At 34.4% G+C, this 20,791-nt stretch carries 16 protein-coding genes; 10 read left to right on the top strand and 6 right to left on the bottom strand.

Annotation, left to right across the window (positions count from 1 at the left end):
- Positions 1–184: 184 nt before the first annotated feature.
- From FJV36_RS00400 to FJV36_RS00430, 7 genes are all read left to right on the top strand, one after another.
- A complete protein-coding gene (locus tag FJV36_RS00400; protein ID WP_158729026.1) occupies positions 185–3,226 on the top strand; it encodes a TonB-dependent receptor in 3,042 nt (1,013 codons plus the stop codon).
- An 11-nt stretch (positions 3,227–3,237) separates the two neighbouring features.
- Positions 3,238–4,713, top strand: a complete 1,476-nt coding sequence (locus FJV36_RS00405) for a RagB/SusD family nutrient uptake outer membrane protein (RefSeq protein WP_158729027.1) — start codon at positions 3,238–3,240, stop codon at positions 4,711–4,713.
- Between the two features lie 20 nt (positions 4,714–4,733).
- Positions 4,734–6,329 carry a PKD domain-containing protein gene (locus tag FJV36_RS00410; RefSeq protein WP_158729028.1) on the top strand — a complete coding sequence of 532 codons (1,596 nt, stop codon included), beginning with the start codon at positions 4,734–4,736 and terminating at the stop codon, positions 6,327–6,329.
- Positions 6,330–6,405: 76 nt separating this feature from the next.
- Positions 6,406–8,046 (top strand): family 16 glycosylhydrolase, encoded by a 1,641-nt coding sequence (locus FJV36_RS00415; protein WP_158729029.1) that lies wholly within the window; start codon positions 6,406–6,408, stop codon positions 8,044–8,046.
- Between the two features lie 74 nt (positions 8,047–8,120).
- The gene (gene bglX, locus FJV36_RS00420) at positions 8,121–10,415 is read left to right on the top strand and encodes a beta-glucosidase BglX (RefSeq protein ID WP_158729030.1); all 2,295 of its coding nucleotides are present in this window, start codon (positions 8,121–8,123) and stop codon (positions 10,413–10,415) included.
- A 6-nt stretch (positions 10,416–10,421) separates the two neighbouring features.
- On the top strand, positions 10,422–11,180 hold the full coding sequence (locus tag FJV36_RS00425; protein WP_158729031.1) for a family 16 glycosylhydrolase: 759 nt from the start codon (positions 10,422–10,424) through the stop codon (positions 11,178–11,180).
- 264 nt (positions 11,181–11,444) lie between these two features.
- On the top strand, positions 11,445–12,029 hold the full coding sequence (locus tag FJV36_RS00430) for an RNA polymerase sigma factor (RefSeq protein WP_158729032.1): 585 nt from the start codon (positions 11,445–11,447) through the stop codon (positions 12,027–12,029).
- A gap of 236 nt (positions 12,030–12,265) precedes the next feature.
- Here FJV36_RS00430 and nth read toward each other — a convergent pair whose 3' ends face one another.
- On the bottom strand, positions 12,266–12,928 hold the full coding sequence (nth, locus tag FJV36_RS00435; protein ID WP_158729033.1) for an endonuclease III: 663 nt from the start codon (positions 12,926–12,928) through the stop codon (positions 12,266–12,268).
- 84 nt (positions 12,929–13,012) lie between these two features.
- Here nth and bcp point away from each other — a divergent pair, with 84 nt between their 5' ends.
- Entirely contained in the window at positions 13,013–13,465 is a 453-nt protein-coding gene (gene bcp / locus FJV36_RS00440) for a thioredoxin-dependent thiol peroxidase (protein WP_158729034.1), read from the top strand.
- Positions 13,466–13,567: 102 nt separating this feature from the next.
- Here the strand turns inward: bcp and FJV36_RS00445 are convergent, their stop codons facing one another.
- Positions 13,568–15,019: a TonB-dependent receptor gene (locus FJV36_RS00445; protein ID WP_158729035.1), complete on the bottom strand. Its 1,452-nt coding sequence runs from the start codon at positions 15,017–15,019 to the stop codon at positions 13,568–13,570.
- Between the two features lie 91 nt (positions 15,020–15,110).
- Here FJV36_RS00445 and FJV36_RS00450 point away from each other — a divergent pair, with 91 nt between their 5' ends.
- Both FJV36_RS00450 and FJV36_RS00455 read left to right on the top strand, forming a co-directional pair.
- Complete coding sequence (locus FJV36_RS00450; protein WP_158729036.1) at positions 15,111–15,875, top strand: MBL fold metallo-hydrolase; 765 nt, start codon at positions 15,111–15,113, stop codon at positions 15,873–15,875.
- 11 nt (positions 15,876–15,886) lie between these two features.
- Positions 15,887–16,387 (top strand): hypothetical protein, encoded by a 501-nt coding sequence (locus FJV36_RS00455; RefSeq protein ID WP_158729037.1) that lies wholly within the window; start codon positions 15,887–15,889, stop codon positions 16,385–16,387.
- Positions 16,388–16,430: 43 nt separating this feature from the next.
- Here the strand turns inward: FJV36_RS00455 and FJV36_RS00460 are convergent, their stop codons facing one another.
- The 4 genes from FJV36_RS00460 to FJV36_RS00475 are packed head-to-tail and all read right to left on the bottom strand — an operon-like array spanning position 16,431 to position 20,618.
- Entirely contained in the window at positions 16,431–17,078 is a 648-nt protein-coding gene (locus FJV36_RS00460) for an alpha/beta hydrolase (protein WP_158729038.1), read from the bottom strand.
- A gap of 5 nt (positions 17,079–17,083) precedes the next feature.
- Positions 17,084–17,413, bottom strand: a complete 330-nt coding sequence (locus tag FJV36_RS00465) for a hypothetical protein (RefSeq protein WP_086454177.1) — start codon at positions 17,411–17,413, stop codon at positions 17,084–17,086.
- Positions 17,414–17,416: 3 nt separating this feature from the next.
- On the bottom strand, positions 17,417–18,670 hold the full coding sequence (locus FJV36_RS00470; RefSeq protein ID WP_158729039.1) for a dihydroorotase family protein: 1,254 nt from the start codon (positions 18,668–18,670) through the stop codon (positions 17,417–17,419).
- 16 nt (positions 18,671–18,686) lie between these two features.
- Positions 18,687–20,618: a BatA and WFA domain-containing protein gene (locus FJV36_RS00475; RefSeq protein WP_158729134.1), complete on the bottom strand. Its 1,932-nt coding sequence runs from the start codon at positions 20,616–20,618 to the stop codon at positions 18,687–18,689.
- Positions 20,619–20,791: the final 173 nt, after the last annotated feature.

The following is a 20,791-nucleotide window of genomic DNA, read 5'->3' on the forward strand; positions in this document are numbered from 1 at the left end:
TTGATTTTTTTTTTTGGATTTAAGATTTTATTAAGATTTAGATTTTACAGTAAATTAGGAGCTAAATTGAGAAATCATCATTAATATTAGGTTTTTTTTGTGTTGTATGTTTTTTGTTGAGGTTGTAATTTACTAATTAGCAGTCTTTAAGTGTTAATTTTATAATTCACGAAAAACATAAATTATGAAGTCAAACTATCTATTAATCTTATTTCTATTCATAACCACTGTAGGTTTCTCTCAAGGGTTTGTCGTAGGAGGAGTTGTCAAAGAGGCAAGTTCTGGTTTACCAATACCAGGGGTAAATATTCAAGTAAAAAATTCTTCATCAGGAACCACAACAGATTTTGATGGTCGTTTTTATGTAAAAGGCGTTTCCCCTAATTCCGTTTTAATATTTTCTTTCGTAGGTTTTAAAAGTGTAGAATATAAGGTTACACAAGCCACACAAAACCTTTCTATTGTTTTAAAAGAAGATACAAATACATTAGATGAAATTGTTGTCATTGGTTACGGATCACAAAAAAAGCGAGAAGTAACAGGAGCCGTTTCTGTTGTTGATAGCAAAACGCTTGAGGTCTTAAAACCAGTTAGAGTAGAGCAAGCGTTGCAAGGAACCGTGTCTGGAGTAAATGTTACTTCTACATCTGGAGCACCTGGCGCAGCATTAGATATAAGAATTAGAGGTATTGCTACCAATGGAGAAAATAGACCTACTACTATTATAGATGGTTATGTGGGAGAGTTAGGATTATTAAATCCAAATGATATTGAAACCATCACCGTACTAAAAGATGCACAGGCCGCAATTTATGGTACTATTGGTGCCAATGGTATTATCTTAATAACCACTAAATCCGGTAAGAAAAATTCAAAATCCAAAATAAGTTATAACGCTTATACTGGTTTTCAAGAAACTTCAAGAAAGTTACCCATGCTGAATGCAACCGAGTATGCTTTGTTACTTAACGAAAGTTATGCTAATGGTGGTAACGCAATTCCTTTTCCAAATGTATCAGGTTTGGGTAAAGGTACTGACTGGCAGAATGAAATTTTTAGTACTTCAGTTCCAATAATCAATCATGATATTTCTTTCTCTGGAGGATCTGATAAAATAACCTATGCAGTAAGTGGTTCTCACATTGATCAAGAAGGGATCATTGGAGAAAAAAAATCAGGCTTTTTAAGAAATACTGCAAGAATTGCACTTGGTGCTGATGTTACGGACAGATTGAAGTTAAAAACCAATGTTATTTATACTTATTTTACTAGAAATACACTTAATGAAGATGGTTTGGGTTCAGTGTTATTTAATGCATTGAATATGCCGTCTACGCTAAAACCGTATGATGCTACTGGTGATTTTACATTGGCAGGCACAGGGCTTGGTAACGAAATAATAAATCCTTTAGCTCAAATTGCAAATACCTATAACGATTATAACTTCAAGAAGTTAAATGGAAATTTTGGGTTAGATTATAAACTATTTAAAGATTTTGTGATTACGAGTTCTATTGGATTTAATTCATCTAATAGTGAGTCTAAAACTTTTGCAAAGCAAATTAGTTATGGCGGAAAAGTTTTTGATGTACTAAGAAGTAGTGTTACTCAAAGTAGCATAAACGATAACAATTATTCTTTCGATATTTACGGTACTTACACAAAAAAAATTGCTGAGGATCATAATATTGCGGCAACAATAGGAAACACCATTTTTAAAGAATATGGCAATGGTTTGTTTGCCACAGGTTTTGATGTTCCTTATAATTCTTGGAAATTTGCTGATATTGCTTTGACTAGAGGAGTAGCAGCGGTTGTAACAAACAGTTCTTATAATTATGATGAACGACGACTTTCTTATTTTGCAAGAGGTCAGTATGATTATAAAGGGAAGTATCTTTTCTCGGCAATGATTCGTCGTGATGCTTCGACAAAATTTGGACCTGGTAATAAGGTGGGGTACTTCCCGTCATTCACTGCAGGTTGGGTGCTGTCTGACGAGAGTTTCTTTGGACAAGATAAGTTTGTTAATTTCATGAAATTTAGAGGAAGCTATGGAACTTTAGGAAACGATCAAATTCCTAATAATGGTTACATTTCACAGTTAAATGGTGAAGCTACTTATGTATTTAGTGATGTTTTAGTAAATGGTTTTGCCGTAGGACAAATTCCAAACGCTAATTTAAAATGGGAGGAAGCCCGCAAGTTTGACGTAGGAGTAGACTTGAGATTTCTCCAAAATAAAATGTCATTTGTAGCGGATTATTTTATTGATACTCGTACCGATTTATTAATCCCTTTTATTCCAGTTTCTGGTATTAATGGTGCTGCTGCACCTGGATCTAAACCACCTACAATAAATGCTGGTACAGTAAGAAATACGGGTTTAGAACTTGCTCTAGATTATAAAAATAAGTTTTCAGATTCCTTTTCGTTAAGTGTGGGTTACAATGTCACTTTCCTGAAAAACGAAGTGCTAGAGGTAAACAATGGCATTGGTTATATTGAGGGAGGATCCTTTGGAGTTGGTCAACAACCACCATCAAGAATGGAAGTAGGCAGACCAATTGGATATTTCTACGGCTATAAAACAGATGGAATTTTTCAAAATCAAGCCGAAGTAAATGCGCATCCATCTCAATTATCATTAGGAGCAGAAGCAAGTCCAGGTGATTTAAGGTTTGTAGATGTAAATGGTGATGGTGTTTTAAATGCAAGTGATAGAACAAATATTGGTGATCCAATTCCTGCAGCTACAATGGGTTTTAATGTTCAAATGAACTACAGAAATTTTGATTTTGCCATGTATACTTTTGCCTCTGTAGGCAATGATATGGTTCGGAATTATGAGCGAAATCTAACAGATGTTAACAGGCTCAATTACGTATTAGACCGATGGACTGGTGAAGGAAGTACAAATTCAACTCCTAGAGTTACAACAAGTGCAACAGGAAACTCTAATTTTTCAAGCTTTTTTGTAGAGGACGCTTCGTATGCAAGGATCCAAAACATACAATTAGGATATGCAGTTGATACAAAGTTTATTGAAAAAACTGGTCTTTCAAAAGTTAGGTTGTATGCGGGTGTCAACAACTTGTACACTTTTACAAAGTACAAAGGTTTTGATCCTGGCGCGTCTAATGGAGAGCCAATAGGTGGCGCGATAGACAAGGGTTTTTATCCTATTCCAAGAACTTACCTGTTAGGTTTGAACATTAATTTTTAATCTGAATTAAAATGAAAAAATATCTTTTTAGTACCGTAATGATAGCAGCTATAGCCACGGCTATCATTTCATGTAGCGATGAGTTCGTAGACAGACCTGTTGAATATTCTATTGATTCTGAAAATTATTTCAACTCAAAAGAAGACTATGACAAAGCATTGATTGCTGCATATGATTTATTACAGTCTAGTTATATGAATGTTTTAGTTGGTGAAATAGCCTCAGACAACACTTTAGCAGGAGGTGAAAATGCATCAAATGAGCCAGGTATTCAGCAAATTGATGATATGATTCATACGCCAGTTAACAAGCAATTAAAAAACCTTTGGGATTGGATGTTTGCAGGTGTACAAAGAGCAAACTATATTTTAGAATTTAAAAATAAAACTGATTTTCAAGGAAAAAACCAAATTATTGCTGAAGCTCGATTTCTTAGAGCGTACTATCATTTTGAATTAGTAAAATGGTTTGGTGGTATCCCTATGAAAGGAGACTTAAGGTTTGTTCCAGGCGATGAGAAAAAAACTCCTCGTTCTTCAAAAGCAGAAGTTTATTCATCTATAGAAGCCGATTTAATTTTTGCCTCTGAAAATTTAGCACCAACAACCACTCAAAAAGGAAGAGCAACGCGCGGAGCTGCACTTGCTTTATTAGGAAAAGCTTATTTGTACCAAAATAAGTTTGCGCAAGCAGCACCTATTTTTGATAGAGTTATAACATCTGGAAATTACTCGTTAGTTTCAAATTACAATTCGATATTTGAGAATGAAGGTGAGAACGGACCAGAATCTGTTTTTGAAGTACAATATACAGATGTTGAGGGTGCCAATTTTGAATGTCTTCAATGTAGTGAAGGGAATGTTGCCGTAGGTTTTAGTGGTCCTCGTAGTTATAGTGGAGATTTATTTACTTCTGGATATAGCTTTAATGTTCCTACCCAAAAAATTGTTAATGCTTTCGAAGCCGGTGACAATCGTAAAGCAGTTGCTATCCTAGATATCGAGGCTTGGGCAACCAGTACAGGAGCAACTTTTGGAAAAGGATACGAGCATACTGGTTTTTTTAACAGAAAGTACATACCTAGAAAAAGAAGCACAACTGCTCAAAATGATTTAAACTTGACAAATCCTAACAACTACCGTGCTATTCGATATGCCGATGTATTATTAATGGCAGCAGAGGCTTTCAACCGCGGTGGAATAGACGATGTAAAAGCAAGAGGATACCTAAATTTAGTTCGCAGACGTGCTTTTGGGGACTTGAATCATGACATCGCCTCTTCTGGCGCAGCTTTAACAGATTTTATTTTAGCCGAAAGAAGAGTAGAATTAGCAGGAGAGGGACATCGTTTCTTTGATTTAGTTCGTACTGGTAAGGCAGCGCAAGAAATTCCTGGTTTTACGGCTAATAAACACGAACTATTTCCTGTCCCTATCGAGGAAATTCAATTTTCTAATGGGAATTGGAAACAAAATCAAGGGTATTAAAAAACTAACATAATTTAGATATGAAAAAGTTACAATTAATTCTAAGTATTTTCATTCTGACCCTTTCTTTTGGGTGTACGGAGGAAAATAATGATGTAGATTTAGAAACTATAGGTGCGCCAAAAAACGTGTCGGCACTCACAACCATTACACAAGATAATTCAGGTAATGTTACTTTTTTGCCAAAAGGTGAAGGAGTAACTCAATTTGAAATCTTCTTTGGAGATGCCACAGCAAAGTCTGTTATTGTGAATCCTGGCGGGACATACACCCACAAATACCGAGAGGGAGTATTTAAAGCAAAAATCATTGGGATAACTCTCAACGGTAAAAAAACCGAAACCATTCAAGACGTAACGGTCTCTTTTTTAGCGCCTAGAAACTTAGTGTCGACTGTGGCAATTGGTAGTAATTTAAGCGTAAATGTTTCTGCAGAAGCAGAATTAGAGACTTTTTTTCAAGTTTATTTTGGTGATGTCCCTAACCAAGTTCCAGTAGATTTCATGCAAGGTCAAGTAATTACGCACACCTACAAAACCCCTGGAACCTACAATGTACGTGTTGTAGCATTGAGTGGTGGTGCAGCAACTACTCAAAAAATAACTCCAGTCACGGTTACAAATTTATTTGCTGCTCCAGTTCCTACAATTCCTTCTGCTAATGTTATATCTATGTTTAGCGATAGCTACACTAATGTTGCGGTTGACACTTGGAGAACTTCTTGGTCACAAGCAACTTTAGAGGATATTGATATCAGTGGAAACAAAGCAAAAAAATACAGCGCATTAAATTTTGTGGGTATAGAGGCTACTTCTTCTCCTATAAACGCATCGGCTATGACATTTTTTCATATTGATATTTGGTCATCAGATGTAACAGAATTCAAAGTAAAACTAGTTGATTTTGGTGCAAACGGAACCTTTGACGGTGGTGATGATAGAGAACACGAAATAACTATTGCCAATCCTAAAAAAGAGGAATGGGTCAGTTTAGACATTCCATTAAGTAATTTTACAGGATTAACTACACGTTCGCACATTGCACAATTAATTTTAGTAGGAGCTCCAGCAGGAAGTAATACAGTTTATGTAGACAATGTGTTTTTCTACAACACTGCAGGCTCTGTTACTGCAGCGCCAACACCTACACGTCCTGCATCAAGTGTGATTTCTATGTTTAGTGATGCATATACAAATGTAGCTGTCGATACTTGGAGAACTTCTTGGTCTAGTGCAACATTAACTGATTTGAGTATAAGCGGAAATGCAACTAAAAAATATAGCGCCCTAAATTTTGTGGGTATTGAGGCTACTTCAACTCCTATAAATGCAACGGCTATGACTCACTTTCATACTGATGTTTGGTCTTCTGATTTTACACAATTCAAGATTAAATTAGTTGATTTTGGTGCCGATGGAGCTTTTAGTGGAGGCGATGATGTTGAACATGAAATAACAGTAAATTCTCCAGCCCAAGGATCATGGGTTAGTCTTGATATTCCATTGAGTCAATTTACGGGCTTAACAACTAGAGCGCATATAGCACAATTAATTTATGTTGGAGCACCATCTGGTAACAATACGGTTTATATTGATAATGTTTACTTTCATAACTAATTAGGGTTTTAACTTTTAGAACTAGCATTAATAGTTAGTGTGCATTATTACAATTTGAATTTTAAAAAATAAGAAAATGAAAAAAATACTAATCAAAATAGTTTCTGTTTTTATCCTGCTTTTAATGGTGAATTGTCAGGAGGATAATCTAGGATTTGGAGCCATAGATGCCCCCTCAAATCTAAAAGTGACTGCTGAAATTATTGGAAAATCAGCCGCATTTCCAAATGGAGATGGATCAGGAAAAGTAAAATTTGTAAGTACCGCCGAAAACGCAATTTCATATAAATACGTTTTTAGTGATGGAACAAGCAAAAATCAACCAAGCGGAATTCTTGAATATCCATTTGCTACTCCTGGCACCAACACATACACTGTAACCATCTTAGCATCAGGTGCCGGAGGAGTTACTTCTAGCACCACAATAGAGGTTACTGTGTTTAGTAACTTTAAGGATGAAGTTGCTGTTCAATTGTTAACTGGCGGATCTAGTAAAAAATGGTATTGGGCACAAAGTGAACCAGAGCATTTGGGCGTAGGTCCTAATGTGGCTTGGTCTGATCCTACTTTTGGAACACAAAATTACTATCCCTCTTTTTATAGGGCTGCAGCCAATGAAAAAGCTGCGACTTGCTTGTATAAAAGTGTAATGACTTTCTCTAAAGTGGGACAGCAAATGAAATTTGAATTGGATAACAAAGGACAAACGTATTATAATGCAGCTCTTAAGGGCGTTAGTGAAGATGCATGTTTTGACTTGGTTACTGCAGGATTAAAAATAGTTACTCTTAGTAAATCAGATTCTTTTGTTTCTAAAAATCCAGGAGCTAGCACCCAAACTAGGGGAACCGTTTTAAATATTGCTGATGGAGGTTTTATGGGGTATTTTGTAGGTTCAAGTTCTTATGAAATACTTTCTTTAACGGATAACAGAATGAGAGTAAGAGTAATTCAAGCAGGAAATCCGTTTTTAGCATGGTATCATACCTTTACAACTACACCTCCTGCTGGAGCAGTTACACCACCATCTGCAAATTACAATGTATTGAAATTTAGCGATGAATTTAATACTGACGGAGCACCAGATCCTACTAAATGGGGTTATGACTTAGGTGCAGGAGGTTGGGGTAATAATGAATCTCAGTCTTATACAAGTGCTAGTGATAATGTAGTTGTAACCGGTGGCAACTTAAAAATTACTGCTAAAAAAGTGGGTTCAGGTTATACATCGGCTCGATTGAAGTCTGAAAATAAATTTGAATTTACTTATGGTAAGGTTGAGGTGAGAGCTAAATTAACAACTGGGGCAGGTACTTGGCCAGCAATATGGATGTTGGGAGAAAATTATGCTACTAATGCTTGGCCAGCCTGCGGAGAAATTGATATCATGGAATTCAAAGGAAGTCAACCTACAACTATTTACGGAACTTTACATTATCCCGGAAATTCAGGAGGTAATGGTAACGGAGCTTCAACTACAATAGCTAATGCTGCTTCTGAATTTCATATTTACAAAACTATCTGGAGCCCAGAATCAGTTAAAATATATGTTGATGATGTTTTGTTTCACACGGTTGCAAATACAAGTGCGTTGCCATTTAACAAAGATTTCTTTTTGATTTTAAATGTTGCAATGGGAGGAACCTTTGGAGGTGCTATTGATCCAGCCTTTAGTCAGTCCTCAATGGAGATTGATTATGTAAGAGTATATCAATAAGCACATTTAAATTAGCAATAATAGTAAAAGGTAGGTTTTTTTACCTGCCTTTTGCTTTAATAAACATATCACAAATGAAGTATTCATTTCTATTTATATTAGGTAGCCTATTTTTTGTAGTTGCTTGTAGTAAAAAAATCACACAACCATCAACTCCCTTGGCGCGAAAAAACGCTTTAGATATAAAGGTTGATTCTGTACTTCAATTGATGACTCTTGATGAAAAAGTTGGTCAACTCAATCAATACAATGGTTTTTGGGACATTACGGGACCCACTCCAAAAGAAGGCCAAGCCGCAAAAAAGTATGAAGACCTCAAAAAAGGCTTAGTAGGTTCTATGCTTAACGTAAAAGGGGTACAGGATGTTCGCGCTTTGCAAAAAATAGCTGTAGAACAAACCCGTCTCAAAATCCCTTTGCTTTTTGGCTTTGATGTAATTCACGGGTATAAAACAATTAGCCCTATTCCACTTGCCGAAGCCGCAAGTTGGGATTTACAAGCCATACAAAAATCAGCTGCTATTGCTGCCGAAGAAGCTTCGGCAGAGGGATTAAATTGGACTTTTGCTCCCATGGTTGATGTGGCTCGTGATGCACGCTGGGGTCGTGTTATGGAAGGAGCTGGTGAAGATCCATTCCTTGGAAGTAAGATTGCGGTGGCTCGCGTACAAGGTTTTCAAGGAAATGATTTGGCTGCGACCAATACTATTTTGGCTTGTGCCAAACATTTTGCAGGTTATGGTTTTGCTGAATCAGGAAGAGATTATAACACGGTAGATGTAAGCGAAAATACGTTGCAAAACATCATTTTCCCTCCTTTTAAAGCTGCTGTTGATGCTGGCGTGCGTACTTTTATGAATTCCTTCAATGAATTGAATGGCATACCTGCTACTGGTAATGCGTATTTACAGAGGGATATTCTAAAGAAAGAGTGGAATTTTGATGGTTTTGTAGTTTCAGATTGGGGTTCTATTAACGAAATGATAGCTCACGGATATGCCAAAGATAGCAAACATGCTGCCGAAATTGCCATCAATGCAGGATCTGATATGGATATGGAATCAAGCGCTTATGTAGACCATTTAGTGGCATTGGTTAAAGAGGGTAAAGTAAAAGAGAGCTTTATTGATGATGCTGCAAGACGTATATTGAAAGTGAAATTTGAATTGGGACTTTTTGATGATCCCTATAGATATTGTAATGAACAAAGAGAGCAATCCACAGTAGGTAAACCCGAGTTTCATGAAGGTGTTTTAGACATGGCAAAAAAATCTATTGTGCTTTTAAAAAATGACAATGATATTTTACCATTAAAAAAATCGGGTCAAAAAATAGCGTTAATTGGTGCTTTAGCAAATGATAAAACAAGTCCATTAGGAAGCTGGCGAATTGCAGCTGAAGACAATACGGCGGTTTCCGTTTTAGAAGGATTGCAAAAATACTCTGGAAATCAATTGACTTTTTCAAAAGGTGCAGATGTTGCAGTGGGACGCACTCAATTTATTTGGGAAACTAAAATCAACACTACTGATAAAACCGGATTTGATGAAGCTATTGCAAATGCAAAACAGGCAGATGTTGTGATTATGGTATTAGGGGAACACGGTTTGCAATCTGGTGAGGGTAGAAGTAGAACAGATATTGATTTACCAGGTGTGCAGCAAGAATTACTAGAGGCAGTGTATAAAGTGAATCCTAATATTGTTTTGGTTTTAAATAACGGCAGACCTCTAGCTATTCCGTGGGCTGCAGAAAAAATTCCTGCAATTTTAGAGGGATGGCAGTTAGGCACTCAAAGTGGTAACGCTATAGCGCAAGTACTATATGGAGATTACAATCCGAGTGGAAAACTACCAATGTCATTCCCGCGCAACGTGGGGCAGCTACCTTTGTATTACAATTATAAAAATACTGGAAGACCTATAATGAATGAATCTGAAAGTGTTTTTTGGTCTCATTATATTGACGAAAAAAATTCACCTCAATTCCCATTCGGACATGGTTTGAGTTATTCTAAATTTGAATATTCAGGTTTTGATGTGTCTTCTAATGCTTTCGCAAAAGGTGGATCTATTCGAGTATCGGTCAATGTTAAAAACACAAGTAATGTAATAGGTAAAGAGGTAGTGCAGTTGTATATTAGAGATTTGATTGCCAGCGTTACGCGCCCCGTAAAAGAACTTAAAGGTTTTGAATTGATAGAGTTGCAACCTAATGAAACTAAAAAAGTAGTGTTCACAATCAATGAAAAAACGATTGAGTTTTTTACCGCCAATAGAAAGTGGGAAGCCGAAGCAGGAGACTTTAAAGTCTTTGTTGGAGGTAGTTCTGTAACGCAATTCGAAAAAGATTTTCAATTTAAAAACTAAGCATTTATGAAATATATATTGGTTTGTTTTCTAATTTTCACTTGTTCATTCGCACAAGTGGGTACACGCAAATTAGTTTGGGAAGAACATTTTGATGAAAAATCATTAAATGAAAAAACTTGGAATATCGAGTTGGGTGACGGTTGCCCAAATTGTGGTTGGGGTAATAATGAAAGACAGTTATATACGGCTGATAATCATAAAATTGAAAAAAGTTGTTTGGTAATTACTGCAAAAAAAGAAGCAGACAATAAATACACATCTACTAGAATTACTACCAAAGGGAAAAAAGAATTTCAATACGGTAGATTTGAAGCAAGAGCTAAACTTCCCGTAGGGCAGGGGGTTTGGCCTGCTTTTTGGATGTTAGGCTCTAATATTGATCAAGTTGGGTGGCCCATGTGTGGAGAAATTGATATCCTTGAATATGTGGGCAAGGAGCCAGATATGGTTTTTACATCGTTACATACTCAAGACAGTCATGGAAATACTATTAACACTAAAAAAACAAAAATAGAGTCTATTGAAGAGGGTTTTCACCTGTATGCTATAGAGTGGACACCGGATAAAATTGATTTTTTTGTAGATGCAAAGTTAGTGTATACCTTTCAGCCCGAATCAAAAACCCAAGCTGTTTGGCCATACAATCAGCCTTTTTATTTTATTATAAACATGGCTATAGGAGGTGATTTTGGAGGGCCCAAAGTTGATGATGCAATTTTTCCTCAAAAATTTTATATTGATTACATCAAAGTGTATCAATAATGAGCAAATTATTTTCAACTCTGAACACTAAAGAAAGCCAAGTTTTTGGCTTTTTAGTGTTTTTTGTTGATAGTTTAAAATTTCATTGACAATTTCACCACATTATAAATTTATTTATATAATTTTTATTCTTTTTTTTGCATTTAAATGCAATATTTTGTTAAATTTGAATTAAAATTAACCACGAAAAAACCAAAGCCTATTCTATAAAAATACTTTTTTGAGAAATCATACCCCAATTTATTAAATTAAAAAAGTACTATTATGGTTAATATACAACTCAACGATGCGCTTTTAGTAAAAGAATATGTGTCTGGAAACGAGGATGCATTAGCAAAACTAATTAAAAGGCACGAGTCTAAAATCTACGGTTTTATTTACTCTAAAATTCCCGATAGAGATATCACGAATGATATTTTTCAAGATACTTTTATTAAAGTAATCAATACTTTGAAATCTAATTCTTATAATGAGGAAGGCAAGTTTTTGCCATGGGTAATGCGAATTGCTCACAATTTGATTGTAGATCATTTTAGAAAATCAAAAAAAATGCCTTTGTATAGAGAAACGGAGGAGTTTTCTATTTTTTCAATCATGTCTGATGATTCACTATCTATTGAAAATAAAATAATCGCAGATCAAGTACAAATTGATATAAAAAAAATTATTGAAGAGCTACCCGCTGATCAAAAAGAGGTATTAATCATGCGCATGTATCAAGATATGAGTTTCAAGGAAATATCAGAAGTTACAGGTGTGAGTATCAATACTGCGCTAGGAAGAATGCGTTATGCTTTACTTAATTTGAGAAAAGTTATAGACAAACATCAAATTGTTTTGACTACGTAATACTATACCTTTAATTCTTACGTTATAATTTAAAATAAAAGCGTGGAATTTATGGCAAAATTATACTCAAAAAAGGCAAATGCATTACCTTTAATGAAACCTAAAAAAGAAATAATTTCTTTTTTGCTTAGTTATTCAAAAGCTCTTACGGTCATTAAGATAGACAATAGATGCTATGAAATTGTATCTAATTAATTGTAGATTTAATGTAAGTTTTAAAAAGTAAAACCACTAATTTATAGTGGTTTTACTTTTTTTTGATATTCGTTGATTACCTTTTTTCTGCCAATAGTTTTGGTGATAATATCTTTTTCTAAATCCCAACCTCTCGCGGGTGAATATTCTCTTCCGTACCAAATAATTTGAAGGTGCAGGTCGTTCCATATATCTTCTGGGAATATACGTTTCGCATCTTTTTCTGTTTGAACAACATTTTTACCATTCGTTAAATTCCAGCGGTACATTAATCTGTGAATGTGCGTATCTACAGGAAATGCAGGTACTCCAAAAGCTTGAGACATGACCACACTAGCCGTTTTATGGCCCACAGCAGGAAGTTCTTCTAGAAATTCAAAACTTTGTGGGACTTCGCCGTTATGTTTTTCTATTAGAATTTGTGATAATCCGTGTATTCCTTTGGATTTCATTGGCGATAAGCCGCAGGGTCTTATGATTTCTTTAATCTCTTCTACACTCATTTTTACCATATCATACGGATTATCTGCTTTGGCAAAAAGTATTGGGGTTATTTGATTTACCCGTACATCAGTACATTGAGCAGATAATAAAACAGCTATCAATAAGGTATAAGGATCTTTATGATCTAGTGGTATGGGAATTGTAGGGTACAATTCTTTTAACGTATTTATAACAAAAGTTACGCGTTCCTGTTTGGTCATTATTCCTAAATTTGGATTGTAAAGAAAATCATTTCTAATTGTAAATGCAACTTACAAACCATTTCACTATTAAATATTATTACAATGACAACATTAACTAAAGGGGATAAAGCTCCAGATTTTATAGGTTTAGATCAAGACGGTAAAAAACATCAATTAGCAGATTATGCGGGTAAAAAGCTAGTTGTTTTTTTCTATCCAAAAGCAAATACTCCTGGATGTACAGCTGAAGCTTGTGATTTGAGAGATAATTTTGAACGCTTTCAATCTAATAATTACGCATTATTAGGAGTGAGTGCCGATAGTGCAAAGGCTCAAGCTAAGTTTAAAGATAAATATGAATTTCCTTTCCCTTTACTTGCTGATGAAGATAAATCAGTTATTCAAGCTTTTGGAGTTTGGGGACCAAAAAAGTTTATGGGTAAAGAATACGATGGAATTCACAGAACTACTTTTGTTATTAATGATGAAGGTTTTATTGATGAGGTTATAGCTGATGTGAAAACCAAAGTACATGCTGCTCAAATCTTAAAATAATACAATTTAGGATTTACATAATTTCATCAAAATAAAAAATCCAGTATTCAAGATTGTATTCTTGTGTACTGGATTTTATATTTAGAGCTAAAATTAATTGCTTTAGTTTAGGACTTTTTGAGGAGTATAACCAAATAATTGGTGCTCTTTAATGATTTCAGCAATACCTGACGGCAACATACTTTCCCATCCTGGTTTACCGTGGTTGATCATGTTGAGTACTTCACGAGAAAACACATTTAAGATTGTAGGATCATAATCATCAATATCAACTACTTTCCCATTGAATTTAAAGAATTTGTAAAGTTCTTTCATTCGTGGATGTACCTTCAAATTGTCAGAGTTAATTATTTCACCGTTTTCTCCTATCATTGGATACAAGAAAACTTTCATATCGCGATAGAATAATTTCCCAAAAGCTTCAAGAATTCCTCCGCTTAAATGGCGATAGTATTTTTCGTCAAAAATATCAATTAAGTTATTAACTCCCAATGCTAGACCCATTCGAGCCTTAGTATAATTAGCAAAGTATTCTACAACTTTATAATATTCTTGGAAATTAGAGATCATAACGGTTTGTCCTAGTGAACATAAAAGCTCAGCTCTATCCATAAAATCCCTTTCGTTGATCTCCCCGTCAGAACGTAAATTAGATAATGTGATTTCAAAAACAACTAGTGTGTTATTCTTGTCAACTTTGTTTTCATTCAAAAACATCTTTAAGGACTTTTCATACATGTCCATATTTACCTTGGTCACAGGACGAAAACTTCCTCTAAAAGCAAGTATGTTTTTCTTGTATAAAATGGCTGCGGGAAGGATGTTTTTGCCATCAGGGTTAAACATCACGGCATCTGTCATGCCATTTTTCACAAGTTGTAAACTCATCAATCTGTTGTCTACATCCGCAAATCGAGGTCCAGAGAAATTTATGGTATCAATTTCAAGTTGGTCTTTATCAAGGTGATCGTATAAATAACGAAGTAATCTTTTAGGATCATTGTATTTATAAAAAGCTCCGTAAATTAAGTTTACACCTAAAATCCCTAAGGTTTCTTGTTGTAATCTTACATCGGTTTCTTTAAAACGAATGTGAAGTATAATTTCATTGTAATCTTCATCAGGTTCAATTTGGTAGCTAATTCCTACCCATCCATGGCCTTTAAATTGTTTGGCAAAATCTATTGTAGCAACGGTATTTGCATAACTAAAAAACATTTTATTAGGATGTTTTTCTCGGCTCAATCTTTTTTCTATCAGGTTTACTTCATGCGAAAGCATTTTTTTTAACCTGCTCTCTGTTACGTACCTACCATCTGATTCTACACCGTAAACGGCATCACTAAAGTCTTTATCATAAGCAGACATGGCTTTTGCAATTGTTCCAGATGAACCACCAGATCTAAAAAAATGTCTTACAGTTTCCTGTCCAGCTCCAATTTCAGCAAATGTCCCATAAATATTTTCGTTCAAATTGATACGAAGCGCTTTGTCTTTTATTGATGGGATTTGTTCGATGATTTTATCACCTTTTAATTTTATCTCTGTATCCATTTTTTTTAATTCCTAATATGATACAAAGTTAATGAAATAGGTTATTATAGAAAGATAATTAACCCTATTTTTGCAAATAAAATCTATTGAATTGAAAGTATATTTTTTAGGAACGGGCACCTCTCAAGGCATTCCTGTTATTGGGAGTAGCCATCCCGTGTGTAAGAGTGCTGATTTTAAAGACAAAAGGTTGCGAGTATCAGTTTGGATATCGTGGGATGACTATTCCTATGTTATTGATTGTGGTCCTGATTTTAGGCAGCAAATGCTAGTATCTAATTGTCAAAAAGTAGATGCTATTTTGTTTACTCACGAGCATGCAGATCATACCTCGGGGCTTGATGATATTAGGCCTTTTAATTTTAAACAAGGAGAGATTCCTATTTATGCTCATACACGAGTGATTAATAATCTTAAGGAGCGTTTTGCGTATGTTTTTGAAACCATCAATAAATACCCAGGAGCACCTTCTGTAAAAACGATAGAGGTCATCAATAACCAGCCGTTTGAACTGGGTGAAAAAATGATCGTTCCTGTTGATGTACTTCATGGGAGTTTGCAGGTTTTTGGTTATCGAATTGATGATTTTGCCTACTTAACAGATGTGAAAACAATCAATAACGAGGAGGTTTTAAAATTGAAAAATTTGAAAGTTTTAGTGATCAATGCCTTGCGAGAAGAGCCGCATGATACACATTTCAATTTGAAAGAAGCTTTAGATTTCATAAATTTGGTGCAACCAGAAAAAGCATATCTCACACACATTAGTCATGTATTGGGCTTTCATGAAGAGGTAGAAAAACAACTTCCTGAGAACGTGTATCTTGCCTATGACAATTTGGAAATTATAATTTAATTAAACTAAAAATGAAAAAATCATTCTTATTGTATTTGACTATTCTCGCAGTTTTGTCTACTATTTTTACGTACATGTTTTTGAGCAAAGAGGTTGCATTTGAACAAAAACGTTACGATAAAACCACTAAAAAATTGAGAGATAGCATTGCATTATTGTCAAATGAGTTGCAAAGTGCTAATTACTTTTCATTAGAAAAAAATGAAAATGCACAAAATTATTTTGAATCTGGGTCGAATGATAAAATGATTCAATATGAAAAATTAATTCCTTTTGTCACTGAAAAACTTTTGGATTTTAATGCCAACCCAAAAGGGAATCCTTATACAGGTCAAGATCAAATAGGGGCAAATAAGTTTATCATTAACAAAGTGAAAATTTTAAATCACAGATGGATTATTGCTGATTATAGCGATGGAGAAATGTGGGGAGAAGTTCTGCTGAAATACTTTGTGAATGATGATGAAAGTATTTCATTCGAAGTAAATCAATCATTCATATATCAGAAATAAAAAAAAGTCGCAGTTGAAATAAATTTAACTGCGACTTTTTTATTTAATTTTCAAGTAACCAATTCTTGAAATCATAAAAGTTTTGTGGCGCTACACCATGTCCCACCGGATATTCTTTGTAAGTGGTGTTGATTCCCAAATCTTCCATTGCTGATGGTGTTTTTCTTGCCCAATCAATAGGTATTACTTGATCAACGGTTCCATGTGATGCAAATATTTTTAAAGTATCAAAATTGTTTTTTTGATAACCGTCTTTAATAATCTCTGCATTGAAATACCCGCTCATGGCAACGATTTTTTGCACTTTTTCAGGGTAAGATAAGGCAACAGCATAGCTTAAAATAGCTCCTTGGCTAAAGCCAATTAAGGCAATATTTTGCGCATCAATGGGGTAAGTTGCGGTTAATTCATCTATAAATTGAACAATAACATCTCTAGATATTCTGGCTTGATCGTGATCTGAAAATTTATTCTCATCAGCATCAAAGTTGATGGCGTACCAAGCGTAGCTTCCGTATTGCATGTCATACGGAGCTCTAGCCGAAATTACATAATACTGCTCCGGAAGTTCTTCGGCAAATGAAAATAAATCAGCTTCATTACTTCCATAACCATGTAGGAGTAACAAAAGTGGGTTTTTGTCTAAAATTATTTTGGGTTCTCTTATTTTGTATTCAAGTGATAATGCCATTGTGTTTAAGATATATTTGAAAGCCATTTTTGATAATATGTACCTAACAGAGGTACCGGTCTTGTTTCTCCTTTTATTGCGCTTGTAATTCCGTATGACCACAATACAAATGTAAAGATCCACATGGGCGCTGAGATCATTAAACTATCAAAGTTACTTATGATCAAACCGAGTGAAATAAAAGTTAGTGTGATTCCTAATCCTTGCCTGATATGAAATGATGCAAATTCATTTTTATCTTCGGAATTCATGGACATGGCTATAAAAACGCCAATTCCTAAAATGTAGCTTGTAATTGCGGCTGTCTTACCAGATTCTATATTTGATGTATTCATCTTCTACGCTAAAATTAATTGGTCTTGATTGATAATTCCGTACACTTTTCCTTGTATTTCAGTCCCCAGAAAAGCTGAATTTTTTGATTTTGATAAAATAGATGATTTGCTAAAAACACTTTTAAAATCAGGGTTGAAAAGTGTGAGGTTAGCCCTAGCACCATTTGCAATAATTTCTTCGGTTATACCAAAGGTTTTTTTACCAGAAGTTAATTTTTCAACAACTACTTCAAGTGGTAAAACGGTCATTAGAGCACTAAAACAACTTTCAAGGCCAATAGTACCATTTTTTGCTCCATCAAATTCCATTTTTTTATGTTCAATATCTATCGGATTATGATCGGTAGTAATCATATCTATTGTTCCATCAAGGACTCCATTGAGTAAAGCTTGACGGTCGCTTTCGGTTCGTAATGGAGGTGTAACTTTAAATCTGGTGTCAAATTCTTGTAGTTTTTCGTCAGTGAGTACTAAGTGGTGTACAGCAACACTACAACTGACCTGAAGGCCTTTTGATTTAGCGGCCTTAACTAATGCTATAGATTTTTCAGTAGATAAAGTAGGTAGGTGTAATTTTCCTCCTGTGTACTCTAGTAAATATAAATTTCTAGCAGTGTGAATTTCTTCGGCTAGATTTGGTATGCCTTTTAACCCAAGTTGAGTTGATACAATTCCTTCATTTGCAACTCCATTACCTTTAATATGTTCATCCTGTGAAAAAGCAATTATCAATCCATCAAAGTCTTGAACGTATTGCAATGCAATTTTTAGTAAATTGGCATTTTCTGTACTTTTATTATAATCACCAAAGGCTACTGCACCAGCATTTTTCATATCGTATAATTCGGCAATATCTTTTCCTGCGCTTTCTTTTGTCATAGCACCTATGGGATAGAGTTGCGTTGCAGTCTGCGTTGCTTTGCTTTTTACAAAATGTATTTGGGATTGATTGTCAATTACAGGATAGGAGTTAGGTTGTAATGCAATGCTTGTAAATCCGCTTTTTGCCGCTACTTGTAGCCCGTTAAGTATGGTTTCTCGATCCTCAAATCCAGGTTCTCCAAGAGAGACACTGCTGTCAAACCAGCCTTGTGAGAGATGTAAATTATCTAGTTTAATTTCTTGAATTTTATCTGGATTTTCAAGATTAGTTCCTATTTCTTGAATGTATCCATCTACAATTAAAAGATCTGAAATGGTGTTATGAAATGAACTTTTTGGGTCAATAATTTTTGCATCTCGGATAATTAATTTCATATTTAAGGAACTTTTTTTATGATTTGACAAATTTGAGAATTACCATTTCTAAGAGTAGAAATAGTAGTGCAAATATAACAAACCATTTCCAAATTTGGTTATCGGTTCGGTTTGTTTGTAAAGCATTAAAGAATGATGTAATAGATGATTCTTGGTTCAAATCAGCTAGTACGTTATCATTGTTTTTAATTAAATCACTCTCTGATCTTGCGTAGTTGAAACTGAGATTTTCGATCCATTCTTTTTTGGAGAAAACACTAAAATTTCCAGCTTGTTTTGGGTAATCATTAAAAGTCATTTTAACCTTAGTGCTCAAGATTTGTTGAATTGGAATAAATTGCTCTTCGGTTCCTTTAATGGTTACAATAGCGTCTTTTTGTAAAGCTGCATCTGTAATGTGAGGTAAATTACTTCCTATGGTATAGGCAATAACTCCGTTATTTTGGTTGTTAATCACCATTTTATAAAAAGTAGGTACAATCAATGGTGACTGCTGAAAATTAGAATTTTCAACATTTAAAGGTGCTGCAAATACGGCTACTGTAGCTACTGAGTTTGTTATGGAGGTGAGAAATGGACTCTGGTCTTCATAAGATAATGCTGCTGGACTCGAATTGCTTAAACGATAATATATTTTGGTCTTCGGATATTGAAAATTGGTTATTTTTGATTCGAATACATTATTGAATATGGGATGATTAAAGTTGATTTTAGTAATTTGCTTTTCCGTTTGTTCTAAAGGACTGTATGAAAGTGAACCAAAATTTTTGAAAAATGAATTGTACGTTTCGATTGAACTTTCTGATGACGGTATTACAACAACGTGTCCGCCCTTTGACACAAACGATTTTAAAGTAGTTGCTAAGGCTTGAGGTATTTCATTCAATTCATTTAAAACAATAGCATCCTGCTGCTCTATACTGTTGTAATCCAGTGTGCTTAAAGAATAGTTTTTATACACAAATTCATCAGGAGTGTAAATTCGGGTTAAGAAATTACTTTTTAATGGATCTCCTACACTAATTACATTTGCTTTTTTATTTTTTGAAATGCTAAAATAAAGGATGTTGTCATAAGCAAGACCATTGTCTTGAATAGATATATATCCATGAAATGATTTTTTCGGGATGGTAAAAGTGATATTTTTTTTCTTGCTATCTAGGTCAACAGTAGTTTTTGCAATTAATTTATTGTTGTCAAAAATAGAAATGGGAACACCAGGGAATTTATCGCCATAACCAGTGACTTGCACCGTAATTTCATAAAAATTTTCGACCGTTTTACTTATGAACACGCTATCTACAGATGCGTTGTTTTTTTGTTCCGCTTCAGAAAGTATGAATAGAGGATTCATATTTTGATCGCTAGTTTTTACCTGTTTTTCGGTTATTGATAATCCGTCTGTAAGGACTACAACATCTTTGTTATATGGGGATTTATGAGCTTTTACCTTTGCTAAAATATTATCTAGATTGAATGCCTCAGAACTGTATTTTAAATTTTGTAAATTACTTCGAACTGATTTTATATCGGTGTTCCAAAAGTTTTCGGAATTTGTTAATAATGAAAATGTAATGTTTTCTGGAGTTTCCTCAAGCAGTTCTTGAACAGCTCTTTTTAATAGTTCGCCTTTCTTTCCTTTAGCCTGCATGCTGTAGGAATTATCTAGAATAATAAATAGTTCATTGTTTTTATTTTTACTGTCTTTTGAGGAAAAAAAAGGCTGAGCAAAAGCAATGATAATACATGTCAATAGTAACAATCTGCAGGTTAAAAGAAGCCATTTTTTTATTTTAGAGCTTTTTCTAGTTTGAATGGTGAGTGCCTTTAAAAACCGAACATTTGTAAAGAATTCGGTTTTAAACTTTCGCAATTGAAAAAGATGAACCAATATTGGTATAAGTAAAAGGAATAAAAAATATAAAACTTCAGGGTGCTTAAAATGCATACTGTGATGGTATTGACTAGAATGTGTTAAAACTCCAATGGATTTCATTGGATTATAATGGAATCAAAAATACAAATTTGTTGACAGTTTATCAGCACGTTTCGTAAATTTTGGATAATAAATAATTTTACATTTGCGTGCATTTAATCTTTATTTTAGCCTAAATGGAAATA

The sequence above is a fragment of the Flavobacterium sp. I-STPP5a genome, assembly GCF_009764685.1.
Classification (GTDB): domain Bacteria; phylum Bacteroidota; class Bacteroidia; order Flavobacteriales; family Flavobacteriaceae; genus Flavobacterium.